The organism is Micromonospora sp. NPDC002389, assembly GCF_040296095.1.
GTDB lineage: Bacteria > Actinomycetota > Actinomycetes > Mycobacteriales > Micromonosporaceae > Micromonospora.
Genome location: NZ_JBEOWP010000028.1, coordinates 1 through 12,500 on the forward strand (window position 1 = coordinate 1; position 12,500 = coordinate 12,500).

The window sequence follows — 12,500 nt, forward strand, 5'->3', positions numbered from 1 at the left end:
TTGCTCCGCTGGGTGGGGGTGCGGCTGGGGTGGTGGGCGTTCGCGTTGCTCCGCTGGGTGGGGGTGCGGCTGGGGTGGTGGGCGGTCGTGTTGCTCCGCTGGGTGGGGGTGCGGCTGGGGTGGTGGGCGGTCGTGTTGCTTCGTTGGGTGGGCTTCGTCTGTTGGTGGGGGTGTGGTGTGGGGGCTGAATCGGGGCGGGTGGTTTCCGGGAAGGCGGTGCCTCGGGGGGCCTTTCCGCATGTGAAGGTGGCCGGGGGGTTCGTGTTCGTGTCCGGGACGTCGTCGCGGCTGCCGGACAACAGCTTCGCCGGCGTGTCGGTGGACGAGTTCGGGACCACCGACCTGGACATCCGGGTGCAGACGCGCGCGGTCATCGAGAACATCGGTGACCTGCTGCGATCCGTCGGCGCCGAGTTGACCGACCTGGTGCAGGTGACGTCGTACCTGGTCAACATGAATGATTTCGGTGGGTACAACCAGGTGTGGGCGGAGTTCTTCGACGCCACCGGGCCGACCCGGACGACCGTGGCCGTGCACCAGTTGCCGCATCCCCACCTGCTGATCGAGATGCAAGCCGTGGCCCTGCTTCCCGGAGGAGGTAGTCGTGAGTGAGATCGCCGAGCCGTTCAGCTTTCCCGGCTGGATCGCCGACAACCAGCACCTGCTCAAGCCGCCGGTCGGAAACAAGGAGATGTTCCCCGGCTCCGACGACTTCATCGTCATGGTGGTGGGTGGGCCCAACCAGCGCACCGACTTCCACGTCGACCCGTACGAGGAGTTCTTCTATCAGGTCAAGGGCAACATGCACATCAACCTGATGACCCCGGAGGGGCCGCGTACGGTGCACGTGCGCGAGGGCCAGATGTGGATGTTGCCGCGCAACACCCCGCACTCGCCGCAGCGGCCCGAGCCCGGCTCGATCGGGATGGTGGTGGAGCGGGTCCGCGCCGAGGGGACGCTGGAGAAGTTCCAGTGGTACTGCCCCGAGTGCGGGCACAAGGTGCACGAGGTCGAGTTGCAGGTCCGCGACATCGCCGCCGACCTGCCGCCCGTCTTCGGCGCCTTCTACGCCGACGAGGCGGCGCGGACCTGCGAGCGGTGCGGCACGCTGCACCCGGGCAAGGGCTGACGATGACGGCACCCACCGTGGTGGACGTGCACACCCACGTCGTACCCAAGGGATGGCCGGACCTCGCCGCGGCCTGCGGCGGGTCCGGCTGGCCCTGGCTGCGGGTCGACTCGGAACGCGCTGCCATGATCATGGTGGGGGAGACCGAGTTCCGGCCGGTCGGCGCCGAGTGCTGGGACGCGCCGACCCGGCTCGCCGACATGGCCGCCGACGGGGTGGACGTGCAGGTGGTCTCGCCCACGCCGGTGTTCTTCGGCTACGACCGCCCGGCCGAGCAGGCGGTCCGGGTGGCCCGGATCTTCAACGACCTCACCCTGGAGGTCACCTCGGCCGGTGGCGACCGGCTGCTGTCGTTCTGCCAGGTGCCGTTGCAGGACCCGGACGCGGCCTGCGCCGAACTCGACCGTTGCCTGGCGGCCGGGCACGTGGGCGTGGAGATCGGCAACCACGTCGGCGACCGGGATCTGGACGACGCCGGCATCGTGGCGTTCCTGACCCACTGCGCCGAGGTGGGCGCGCCGGTCTTCGTACACCCGTGGGACATGCCCGGCGGGCCCCGACTCGACCGGTGGATGGCGCGCTGGCTCACCGGCATGCCCGCCGAGACGCACCTGTCGGTGCTGTCGATGATCCTCGGCGGAGTCTTCGACAAGGTGCCGCCGACGTTGCGGATCTGCTTCGCCCACGGTGGCGGCAGCTTCCCGTACTGGGTGGGGCGGGCCGACAACGCCTGGCACCGCCGGGGCGACCTGGTACGCGGTGCCTCCGCCGCCCCGCCCAGCAGCTACCTGGACCGGTTCTACGTCGACTCGGTGGTCTTCTCGACCCCGGCGTTGCGGCTGCTGGTCGACACCATGGGCGTGGACCGGGTGCTGCTCGGCAGCGACTACCCGTACCCGCTGGGCGAGCGTCCGGCCGGCCGGGTAATCCACCAGGCCGACTTCCTCACCGACGCCCAACGCGCCCGCCTGCTGTGCGGCAACGCCCTGCACTTCCTGCAAGGAAGGGCCCCCTACTAACGCCTCGTGCATAGCAGGGGTCCCTTCCTAACGCCAAGCCCCCGGCGTGCTTCCGGCATCCAGCGCTCGGCGTGCTTCCGGCACACGGCGCCCGGTGCCCGGCACGCAGCGCCCGGGCGCGTTCCGGCGCGTGACGGGTGCGAGCGGCGTATCGGCGCGGCAGGATGACGACATGGCCGAGCCGCACGACCTGACCGCGCTGGAGCAGGCCGCCGCGATCGGTCGCGGCGAGCTGACCAGCCTGGAGATGGTCGAGCACTACCTGCACCGGGTCGACGCCCTCGGCGACACGGTGGGCGCCTTCGTCACGGTCACCGCCGAGTCGGCGCGCGAGGCCGCGCGGGCCGCCGACGCCACCCCCGCCGACCGGCGGGGACCGCTGCACGGGGTGGCCACCGCGATCAAGGACCTGACCTTGACGGCCGGCGTGCGCACCACCTTCGGGTCGGCCGCCTTCGCCGACCTGGTCCCGCCGGTCGACGCCGACGTGGTGCGGTTCGTCCGGGCGGCCGGCCTGGTCAGCCTCGGCAAGACCACCACCTCCGAACTGGGCTGTTCGCTCTACTCCGAGGGGCTGGTGGCCCCACCGGCCCGCAACCCGTGGGACCTGGCGTACACCGCCGGCGGCTCCAGCGGCGGCGCGGCGGCTGCGGTGGCGGCCGGGCTGGTGCCGGTGGCGCAGGGCTCCGACGGCGGGGGATCGGTACGCATCCCGGCGTCCCTGTGCGGTCTGATCGGCTACAAGCCGAGCCGGGGCGTGGTCTCCGGCGGTCCGCTCGGCTCCGGCGCGTTCGGGCTGCCCACCAGCGGCCCGATCGGTCGTACCGTCGCCGACGTGGCCGCCCTGCTCGACGTGCTCGCCCAGCCGGTGCCCGGCGAGCCGTACCTGCCGCCACCGCCGCCGGCCGGCGGCTACCTGGGCGCCGCCCGCGCCGCCGACCCGGGACAGTTGCGGGTGGGCCGGTTCACCGCGCCGATGCTCGCCGACGAGCCGGTCCACCCGGACTGCGTCGCCGCCGTGGACCGGGCCGTGACGCTGCTCACCGCCGCCGGTCACCAGGTGGTCGAGGTGCCACCGCCACTCGGGCCTCAGGTCTGGCCGCTGTTCGAGGTCGTCTGGTACGTCCTCGCGCTCGCGCCGGTGCCGCCCGAGCGGGAGACCGACCTGCTGCCGTTGACCCGCTTCCTGCGGGCCCGGGGCGGCGGGATCTCCGCCGGCACGCTCAGCGCCACACTCGGCGAACTCCAGGCGCAGGTACGCCTCGGCGCGCGCCGCACCGCCGACTGTGACCTGCTGCTCTGCCCCACGTTGGCGGCCCCGCAGGCACCCGTCGGCTGGTTCACCGAAGGCCGTACGCCGGAGGAGGATTTCGACCTGCAACGGCGGTTCTCCCCGTACTGTGCCGTCTTCAACGTCACCGGCCAGCCGTCGGTCTCGTTGCCCGTGGGGGTGACCGCAGAGGGGTTGCCGGTCGGGGTGTTGCTGACCGGTCGGTACGGCGACGACGCGAGACTCATCGCGACGGCTGCGCAACTGGAGGGTTCGAGTGGCGGGTGGGATCGCCACCCGCCGGTCTGGCGGGGCGTGGGCTCCGCTAACGTGAATGGCAGCGGAGTCGGGAGGTCACCGCGGTGACCCGCCACCCGGCCCGGTCGAAGTTCTCTCTTTCCGCCTGGGGGCGTTGGGATTGTCTGTAACCGACACCTTGCTGGTCTTCGTCGGCATCCCGGTAGCCGTCGTGCTGGTGATCGCCGGCCTCGTCTACGCGGGCAGCCGCAGCGGTAGTGGCGGTAGTGGCGGCGGTGCCAAGCGTTACCGGCCGGGCCGACCCTTCAGCTTCACGCCGGTGTGGTTCCTCGGCAAGCCGGAGGAACTGGCCGACTCGGCCGGCACCGCGCTGGCGGCGGGGGCACAGGCGCCCGCGCTGAGCAGCCGCAAGCAGGAGCAGGCCGGCGTCGAGGCGCCGGCCGGTGGGACCGGAGGCGCAAGTGACCGTTGGTGAGAAGCAGCCCGAGACCGGTACGGGCACCCCGCCCGACGTGCTCGACGGCCCGTTCTCGACCCGCCAGCTGCTGCGCATCGACGAGGCGCTGCGCCTGGCCGACCAGACCACCGGCCTGACCTTCTCGGTCTTCGTGGGTGGCCTCGACGAGCCGGTCCGCGAGCACGCCGAGCGGCTGCACCGGCAGCTCGCCGACCCCGACCGTTCGGTGCTGATCGCGGTCTCGCCGAACCAGCGGCAGTTGGAGATCGTCACCGGCCGGCACGCCCGCAAGCGGGTGCCGGACACGTACGCCAAGATCGCCGCACTGTCGATGGTGGCCTCGTTCGGCGGCGGTGACCTGGCCGGCGGCATCATCCAGGGGCTCGACCAGCTCTCCCGGTACGCCGGCAACGCCTGACCGTTCGGCTACGACGAAGCCCGGCCCCACCTGAGGTGGGACCGGGCTCTCTCGTGTCCGTGCGAGGTTCCGCGCCCGTGCGGCGGGCCGACCGGCCCGCCGCAACGTCGTGCGGTCAGGCGCTGCGGGCGTCCCGGGCGCGGGCCGCGAGCGCCCGCACCACACCGTCGCGGCCCTCGGCCACCAGCCGACGCAGCGGCCCCGGGTGGCCCTCCTGCGCCAACCAGGCGTCGGTGGCCTCGACCGTGTCGTCGTCGACCAGGTACGCCGGGTACACCAGCATCGCGAACTCCTGCGCCGGCTCGCTGTCCCGGCGCGCCCAGACCTGCCCGACCGAGGCGAAGTACCGGTCCCGGTAGGGCGTGATCAGCTCGACCTGGGTGGGGTGGGTGAAGCCCTGCAGCAGCGCCCGGTTCCGCCAGTTCGGCAGCGCCTCGGCGCCGGTGAGCTGGGCCCAGACCGCGGCCTTGTTCTCCGCGGTGGGCAGCAGAGCCTGCGCGTACGCGGCCTCCCGCTCGCCGCTGGAGGTCTTGTCCTTGGCCAGCTCGGCCTCGATCTCCGGCACACCGGCCACACCGTTGGCGACCAGCGACTGCAACACGCTCCAGCGCAGCTCGGTGTCGATGGTCAGCCCGGCGGTCACCTCGGAGCCATCCAGCCAGCCGCGCAGGACCGCCAGGTCCTCCCCGGAGCGGGCCGCCGAGACGTACGCCCGGGCCCAGGCCAGCTGGAAGCCGCTGCCGGGCTCGGCGGCGGCGAGCGCGGTCCGCGCGGTCCGGGCCAGGTCGGCCCAGCCGGTCGGCGCCCAGTCCGGGTCGGCGTAGAAGGTGATGGCGGTGCTGACCTGGCGCAGCGTGGCGGTGACCAGGTTGATGTCCCGCTCCGCCGGCAGCCCGGCCAGCACCAGCGCCACGTAGTCGCGGGTGGCCAACTCGGCGTCGCGGGTCATGTCCCACGCGGCCGTCCAGCACAGCGCGCGCGCCAGCGACGACTCGAAGCCGGCGATGTGCTGCACCACCGTCGACATCGACCGCTCGTCCAGGCGCAGCTTGGTGTATGTGAGGTCGTCGTCGTTGAGCAGCAGCACGTCGGCGGCGCGCACCCCGGCGAGTGCGGTCAGCTCGGTCGACTCGCCGTCGACGTCCACCTCGTACCGTTCGCGGCGCACCAGCCGGCCGTCGGTGAGGTCGTACAGGCCCACCCCGATCCGGTGGGTCCGCAGCGTCGGGTGTCCCTGCGGCGCCTCCTGGCGGACCAGGACCCGCTGGTACGTGCCGTCCTCGCCGATGGTCAGCTCCGGCCGCAGCGTGTTGACCTGCGCCGTCTCCAGCCACTGGGTGGCGAAGGTGCGCAGCTTGCGCCCGGAGGCGGTCTCCAGCTCGGTGAGCAGGTCGTCGAAGGTGGCGTTACCCCAGGCGTGCTTGGCGAAGTACGCCCGCAGACCCGCCAGGAACGGCTCCTCACCGACGTACGCCACGAGCTGCTTGAGCACACTGGCGCCCTTGGCGTAGGTGATGCCGTCGAAGTTGACCTCGACCGCCTCCAGGTCCGGCATCTCGCAGTACACCGGGTGGGTGGAGGAGAGCTGGTCCTGCCGATAGCCCCAGTTCTTCCGGATGGACAGGAACGTCGTCCACGCCTCGGTGAAGCGGGTCGCGTGCGTGTTGCACCAGTGGCTGGCCCACTCGGCGAACGACTCGTTCAGCCACAGGTCGTTCCACCAGCGCATGGTGACCAGGTCACCGAACCACATGTGCGCCAGCTCGTGCAGGATCGTGTTGGCCCGCTGCTCGTACTCGTAGTCGGTGACCTGCGAGCGGAACAGGTAGTACGACTCGGCGTGCGTGACGCAGCCGAAGTTCTCCATCGCACCGGCGTTGAAGTCCGGCACCCAGACCTGGTCGTACTTGGGCAGCGGGTAGCGCACCCCGAACTGCTCGTGGAAGAAGTCGAAGCCCTGCGTCGTGATCAGGTTCAGGTCCTCGGCGTCGAGGTACTGCGCCATGCTGGCCCGGCAGAAGTAGCCCAGGTCGATGCCGTCGTGGACGTACCTGACCTCGTGGTAGGGCCCGGCGCAGAGCGCGGTGATGTAGGTGCTCATCCGCGGTGAGGTGGTGAAGTGCAGGGTCTTGAGACCCTCACCCGCCGCCTCCTCGCGCTCCACCGGCATGTTGGAGACGACCTTCCAGTGCTCCGGGACGGTGGCGTGCCAGGTGTAGACGCTCTTCAGGTCGGGCTGGTCGAAGCAGGCGTACGTGCGCTGCGCGTCGGCGGTCTCGAACTGCGAGTAGAGGTAGGTCTCGCCGTCGACCGGGTCGACGCTGCGGTGCAGGCCCTGCCCCGAGCTGGAGTACGCGAAGTCGGCGTCGACGACCAGCGTGTTCTCCTCGGCCAGACCGGTCAGGGTCAGCCCCTTCTCGGCCGACCAGTCGGCCAGGTCGACCGGGTCGCCGTTGAGCGTCGCCGAGCGTACCGAGTCCGCAGCGACCTCGATGAACGTGCTGGCGCCCGGCTCGCTGCACCGGAATCGCACCTCGGTGGTCGATCGGAAGGTGCGGCCACCGGCCGCGTGTACGGCGCTGGACAGGTCCAGGTTGATGTCGTACCCGGTCACGTCGAGCAGTCGGGCCCGCTCGGTCGCCTCGACCTGTGTCAGGTTGCGCACTCCCGGCACGTTCGTCTCCATCCCACTATCGCCGCACGTCACGGTCACCTCAGCCGTCGACCGCTCGTGACGGCCGGTCCGATCCTGAGTCTTCCATGCGTCAAGACCCGTCGGTGGGCGAGGTCACGCGGTCCAATACCGGCCGATCGCACCCGTGCGGAGTAAAGATGCGTGATAGGCCGGTCGAATCGGCATCTCCGTAGCGAAGGGACCTAAACGTGAACGAGCGTGTCAGTGTCGACATGTGGTTCGACCCGATCTGCCCATGGGCGTGGATCACCTCCCGATGGCTGCTGGAGGTGGAGCGGGTCCGCGACATCGACGTCCGCTACCACGTGATGAGCCTGTCGGTGCTCAACGAGGGGCGGGAACTGCCCGAGCCGTACCAGGAGATCATGAAGACCGGTTGGGGTCCGGTCCGCGTCTGCATCGCCGTCTCGCAGCGGTACGGCCCGGACGCCGTCCGGAACCTCTACACCGCCATGGGTACCCGGATCCACCTCGGCAAGGAGGAGCGCGGCCCGGAGCTCTACGCCGCCGCGTTGACCGACGCCGGACTGGACCCGGCGCTGGCCTCGGCGGCCGACGACGCCACCCTGGACGCGGCGCTGCGGGAGAGCCACGAGGCGGGGATGCGCCCGGTCGGCACCGAGGTCGGTACCCCGGTGGTGCACGCCCCGGGTCCGGACGGCAAGCAGGTCGCCTTCTTCGGCCCGGTGGTCACCCCGGCCCCCAAGGGCGAGGCCGCCGGCCGACTCTGGGACGGCGTGATGCTGGTCGCCGGCACGCCCGGCTTCTTCGAACTCAAGCGCAGCCGCGACATCGACCCCATCTTCGACTGATGTGTAAGGAAGGGCCCCCTGTTAACGCCTCCGGTAGAGCAGGGGTCCCTTCTTAACAACAAGCACCGGTGCTGCCGCCGTACCGCCGGTGCCGCCGCCGTGCCGCCGCGTCACCGCCGGCTCCGTGGGCTCGTTTCACCAGGTGTCCGCAGCGGCGATCCGGCGGCCCGTCACGGCTGCCGGCCGCTCACCGCAGCACGTGGAGGTAGCCATGGCCAAACACCGTGCGCCCGTCGACGACCTGCAGTGGTGGGAAGAACGCGGGAGCGGCGTGGACCGGAAGGCGGTCGACCTGCGCTGGCCGGCCCCCAGGAAGGGCCCTGCCGACGGCCTGAACCGGGTGTCGACCGGATCGGGTGTGGTGGGCGTGGCCCGGGTACCCGCCACCTCCCGCCTGACCCCACCGGACCGGGACCTGCGCGACCAGAGCCCACGGCCGGGGCGGGCTGCCCGCCGCGCTGTCGACGCCGGCCAGCCGGCATCCGGCGCTGGTCAACCGGCATCAGACGCCCGCCAACCGGCACCAGGTGCTCGCCAGCCGGCGTCCGGCACCCGCCAATCGGCATCAGGCGCCCGAGGTCGGCATCAACAGAGCACCGAGCCTGAGTGTTAACAAGGGTCCCCTGCTCTACCTGAGGCGTTAATAAGGTGCCCTTCCTTGCGCCAACTGGTGGACGGAGTGCGGGTCGGCGGGTGGGGCTGTCATCGCCGCCGGTAGCGTCAGCGGACATGACGGTCGTGCACCCGATCAACCGGGCCTGGATCACCACGGGCGGCACCGGCGCCCAGAACTACGACGAGTTCGCCGACGACGCGGAGATCACCGCGATCGTCGAGGCGAACCCGCACAGCGCCCTCGGCATCGAGATGCCGCACCGGGCTCCGGAGAGTCTCGGCAAGTCCTTCGCCGACGCCCTGCCGGACGCGGTGACCCGGCTGGCCGAGGCGAAGGCCGACGGCAGTTACACGCCGGCCGAGCAGGTGGTGGTGCTGTACCGCATCAGCGCACCCGGTGAGGACTCCGCGTACGGGCTGTGGGCGATGGTCGACACCGACCAGATCTCCACCCGCGCCGACGAGCCGGGTCTGGTCATCCGCAACGAGGACGTCTTCATTGCGAAGGTGCGCGAGCGCGTCGCGCTGGCCGAGACGCTGAGTCACCTGCTCTCGCCGGTGCTGCTGTTGCAGACCGGGCGGGGCGACGAACTGCACGCCGCACTGGCCGCCGCCACCGACGCCGCCGGTGCGCCCGCCGCCACCGACACCGACCAGTCCGGCCGTACGCACGCCATCTGGCTGCTCGGGCCGGGGCCGCGCCAGGACGAGCTGACCGCGCTGGCCGGCGGCGGCGAACTGGTCGTCGCCGACGGCAACCACCGCAGCCTGGCCGCCCAGACCGGTGGCCTGCCGCGCTTCCTGGCGGTCGTCACCACGCCCGCCTCGGTGGCCATCCAGCCGTACAACCGCCTGGTCAGCGAGCTGACCACCACCCCCGACGAGCTGCTCGACCGGCTGCGCGCCGCAGGCGCCGAGGTTACCGACGTCACCGGCCCGGCCGAGGTCCCGACCACCGGCGGCACCGTCGTGCTCCAGCTTCCCGGCCGGGCGTACGCGGTGACGCTGCCGCACACCGGCGCCAACCGGCTGGAGAACCTGGACCACGCCCTGGTCGAGCGGCTGCTGCTACGCGACGCCCTGGGGCTGGACCCGGGCGACAAGCGGATCACCTACGTCGGCGGTGACTACCCGGCGAGCTGGCTGACCGGCGAGGTCGAGGCCGGCCGGGCCGAGTTGGCCGTGCTCGTCGCGCCGGTGACCGTGGACGACTTCGTCGCGGTCAACCTGGCCCGGGAGAAGATGCCGCGCAAGAGCACCTGGTTCACCCCGAAGGCACGCGGCGGCCTGGTCGTCGCCGAGCTTGCCGACCGTTCCTGACGCGACACCCAATCCCGCCCGTCGCCACGGCACGACCGGCCCCGGCCCGCCCGCGTAGCGGAGGTCCGGCCCCGCCCGCCGTCACGTGACCTCGGCTCCGCCCGCCGTCGCGGGATTTCGGCCCCGCCCAGCCGCCACGGCCGGGCGGGGCCGAGGCGCGTTGCGGGACGGCGTGCATTGCGGGACTGGGTGCATTGCGGGACGGCGTGCGTTGCGGGACGGTGGGCCGCCGTCACCGGCGAAGGACGGCAGGTGCCCCGCAGCGGGCGAGGAGTCGGTCCCGTACCGGGCCGGGGCACGGGCTCCCGCTCAGCGGGTCGGGGCACCGCCCCCGCTCGGTGCGCCACGGCGGGCCTGACAGACTGCCCGGTATGCGCGTCTACCTGGGATCCGATCACGCCGGTTTCGAGCTGAAGGTGCACCTGGCCAACCACCTCGCCAAGGAGGGCTACGAGGTGGTCGACGTGGGTCCGCACGCCTACGACCCGGACGACGACTACCCGGCCTTCTGCCTGCACGCCGGCACCCGCGTGGTGGCCGACGAGGGCAGCCTGGGCGTGGTGATCGGCGGCTCCGGCAACGGCGAGCAGATCGCCGCGAACAAGGTGGCCGGGGTCCGGGCGGCGCTGGCCTGGAGCGTGGAGACCGCGCAACTCGGGCGGCAGCACAACGACGCCAACGTGGTCGCCGTCGGCGCGCGCCAGCACACGCTGGACGAGGCGACCGCGATCGTCGAGGCGTTCCTCACCACCGCGTTCTCCGGCAGCGACCGGCACGCCCGCCGGATCGCCCAGGTGGCCGACTACGAGCGCACCCGCAAGCTACCCGACCTGCCCTGAGCGTGCGACCGGGCAGGCCGCCGGCAGACGTCAGCGGCGGGGCAGCTCGTCGCGGGGGGTCCAGTTCCGGCGGACGATGACCATCCGGGCGGCTGCCTCGGCCAGGTCCTCGTCGGTGGGCCGGGCGGCGTCCCGGGCCCGCATCGCCGCGGTCACGTTGACCTGCGACGAGCCGGAGCCGACCAGTCCGCGCAGCCCCCGCTCGCCCTCTTCGGCCGGGCCGCCGCCGCGCCGTCCGCGCGGCGGCGGCTCACCGCCGTCGTGCACGTTCGCGGTGGTCGCCGTGGTGCCGCCGTCGGTGGGCGCGTCCGGCCCGCCGTGATGCCGGTGCCGTCGCCGTCGTCGCTCCGCGTCCGCCATCCCTGCACCGTACCCGCCGTCAGAACACCTCCAGGGCGGACGCGGCGCGGTGCCAGCCGAAGGCGGGGTCGGCGGCGGCCAGCGCCCCCGGGCGCAGCTCGCGTACCCGACCGGCGTCGGCCAGCGCGCCCAGGCCGACGCCGCCGAGGAACAGCTCGCCGAGGCAGCGTACGTCGCAGGCGAGGTCAGCCGGGTCGTCGGTACGGGTGCACTCCGCCTTGTCCGGCCCGCCGCGCAGCCTCCACCGGCCGGTGTTCTCGGGCAGCAGTTCGTCGTCCACCTCGACGACCACGTCGACGTCGGTGGCGTAGCGCCGGGCGGCGAGCGCGGCCGGCACGTCCACCACCCGTACCCAGAGTGCGTCGCTCATCTGGGCGACGAGCATGCGCGGTTCGTTCACCATCCGCAGCAGCGGCTCGTCCACCGCCGCCCGCCGCACCACGACCTGTCGCGTCAGGTCGATCGAGAGCAGCATCCGCCAGATCGACCGGTACGCCGCCGGGGTGGCCGCCACCACCTCCTCGACCGTGGTCACGCCCTTCGGCCCGGCGTTGTTCCACTCGCTCTTGGTGCGGAACAGTCCGTAGCCGTCGACCCCGTCCGGCCCCTCGTGCAGCACCACCCGCAGCTCGGTGGCGCCGCTGCGCTGCGATTCCGGGTCCGTCAGCACGTACCGCCACCAGCGTTCGTCCCGCGCCGACCAGCCGGGCCGGTCGCCGCGGACCCGGTCGTAGACCGTCGCGAGGTCGGCCTGCCGGTCGGCGGGCCGGTCCAGGCGGAGCCGGCCCTCGTCCGGCGTCGGCGCCGGCAGGCGCAGCTCGGTGGTCTCCCCGTTGATCATCAACCGTTGCGCGGCCAGGCCGTACCCGAAGCGGGGATAGATCCGCCCCTCGCTTGCCCAGAGCACCGCGACCGGCTCCCGCCCGGCGTCGTGGATCTCCCGGAGCTGCCGGCGCATCATCGCGCTGAGCAGGCCCTGCCGCCGGTGGGTGGGCGCGACACCGACCAGCGTGACGTGCGCGGCCGGCATCTCGCCGCCGGGCACACCCAGGTCCCGGCTGTACGCGGCGGCGCTGGCCACCAACTCCGACCCGTCGCGGACCAGCAGGGCGCGTTCCGGCTCGAAGATCGCCCGTTCGGTCTCGTGGGACTCGGGGTCGACCGCGTGGTGGAACAGCACGCCGAGGAAACGGCCGATGTCGTCGTAGTCCTCGGGGCGGCCGGCGCTGATGGTGGGAGCAAAGGTGGTCACCGCTCGTGTCTAGCTGATCGACGCGGGTCGGGCGACCGATTTGCGCGCTCGTTACT

General features: G+C 72.3%; 12 protein-coding genes. 9 read left to right on the top strand and 3 right to left on the bottom strand.

Features of this window, described 5'->3' with window-relative positions; translation table 11 throughout:
* Positions 1-147: 147 nt before the first annotated feature.
* From ABT008_RS29480 to ABT008_RS29505, 6 genes are all read left to right on the top strand, one after another.
* Positions 148-612 (top strand): RidA family protein, encoded by a 465-nt coding sequence (locus tag ABT008_RS29480; protein WP_350700505.1) that lies wholly within the window; start codon positions 148-150, stop codon positions 610-612.
* Entirely contained in the window at positions 605-1,129 is a 525-nt protein-coding gene (locus ABT008_RS29485; RefSeq protein WP_350700438.1) for a 3-hydroxyanthranilate 3,4-dioxygenase, read from the top strand. The genes ABT008_RS29480 and ABT008_RS29485 overlap by 8 nt, the downstream gene beginning before the upstream one ends.
* A 2-nt stretch (positions 1,130-1,131) precedes the next feature.
* Positions 1,132-2,148 carry an amidohydrolase family protein gene (locus ABT008_RS29490; RefSeq protein ID WP_350700440.1) on the top strand — a complete coding sequence of 339 codons (1,017 nt, stop codon included), beginning with the start codon at positions 1,132-1,134 and terminating at the stop codon, positions 2,146-2,148.
* A gap of 172 nt (positions 2,149-2,320) precedes the next feature.
* Entirely contained in the window at positions 2,321-3,784 is a 1,464-nt protein-coding gene (locus tag ABT008_RS29495) for an amidase (protein WP_350700442.1), read from the top strand.
* 46 nt (positions 3,785-3,830) lie between these two features.
* Positions 3,831-4,151 carry an aa3-type cytochrome oxidase subunit CtaJ gene (gene ctaJ, locus ABT008_RS29500; protein WP_502890521.1) on the top strand — a complete coding sequence of 107 codons (321 nt, stop codon included), beginning with the start codon at positions 3,831-3,833 and terminating at the stop codon, positions 4,149-4,151.
* Positions 4,138-4,551: a DUF5130 family protein gene (locus ABT008_RS29505; RefSeq protein WP_350700443.1), complete on the top strand. Its 414-nt coding sequence runs from the start codon at positions 4,138-4,140 to the stop codon at positions 4,549-4,551. The genes ctaJ and ABT008_RS29505 overlap by 14 nt, the downstream gene beginning before the upstream one ends.
* A gap of 115 nt (positions 4,552-4,666) precedes the next feature.
* On the opposite strand, the gene pepN is transcribed toward ABT008_RS29505, so the two are convergent.
* Complete coding sequence (gene pepN, locus ABT008_RS29510; protein WP_350700445.1) at positions 4,667-7,216, bottom strand: aminopeptidase N; 2,550 nt, start codon at positions 7,214-7,216, stop codon at positions 4,667-4,669.
* Positions 7,217-7,434: 218 nt separating this feature from the next.
* Between pepN and ABT008_RS29515 the strand changes: the two genes are divergently transcribed.
* From ABT008_RS29515 to ABT008_RS29525, 3 genes are all read left to right on the top strand, one after another.
* Complete coding sequence (locus ABT008_RS29515; RefSeq protein ID WP_350700447.1) at positions 7,435-8,058, top strand: mycothiol-dependent nitroreductase Rv2466c family protein; 624 nt, start codon at positions 7,435-7,437, stop codon at positions 8,056-8,058.
* A gap of 729 nt (positions 8,059-8,787) precedes the next feature.
* Positions 8,788-9,993 carry a DUF1015 family protein gene (locus tag ABT008_RS29520; RefSeq protein ID WP_350700449.1) on the top strand — a complete coding sequence of 402 codons (1,206 nt, stop codon included), beginning with the start codon at positions 8,788-8,790 and terminating at the stop codon, positions 9,991-9,993.
* Positions 9,994-10,364: 371 nt separating this feature from the next.
* Complete coding sequence (locus ABT008_RS29525; protein ID WP_350700451.1) at positions 10,365-10,832, top strand: ribose-5-phosphate isomerase; 468 nt, start codon at positions 10,365-10,367, stop codon at positions 10,830-10,832.
* Positions 10,833-10,862: 30 nt separating this feature from the next.
* Here ABT008_RS29525 and ABT008_RS29530 read toward each other — a convergent pair whose 3' ends face one another.
* Both ABT008_RS29530 and ABT008_RS29535 read right to left on the bottom strand, forming a co-directional pair.
* Positions 10,863-11,192 carry a hypothetical protein gene (locus tag ABT008_RS29530; RefSeq protein ID WP_350700452.1) on the bottom strand — a complete coding sequence of 110 codons (330 nt, stop codon included), beginning with the start codon at positions 11,190-11,192 and terminating at the stop codon, positions 10,863-10,865.
* A gap of 19 nt (positions 11,193-11,211) precedes the next feature.
* Complete coding sequence (locus ABT008_RS29535; protein WP_350700454.1) at positions 11,212-12,444, bottom strand: GNAT family N-acetyltransferase; 1,233 nt, start codon at positions 12,442-12,444, stop codon at positions 11,212-11,214.
* Between the last annotated feature and the right edge of the window lie 56 nt (positions 12,445-12,500).

Coding starts and splice junctions, on each gene's coding strand:
- ABT008_RS29490 (WP_350700440.1), top strand. CDS start 1,132: ATGACGGCACCCACCGTGGTGGACGTGCACACCCACGTCGTACCCAAG.
- ABT008_RS29495 (WP_350700442.1), top strand. CDS start 2,321: ATGGCCGAGCCGCACGACCTGACCGCGCTGGAGCAGGCCGCCGCGATC.
- ABT008_RS29520 (WP_350700449.1), top strand. CDS start 8,788: ATGACGGTCGTGCACCCGATCAACCGGGCCTGGATCACCACGGGCGGC.
- ABT008_RS29525 (WP_350700451.1), top strand. CDS start 10,365: ATGCGCGTCTACCTGGGATCCGATCACGCCGGTTTCGAGCTGAAGGTG.
- ABT008_RS29530 (WP_350700452.1), bottom strand. CDS start 11,192: ATGGCGGACGCGGAGCGACGACGGCGACGGCACCGGCATCACGGCGGG.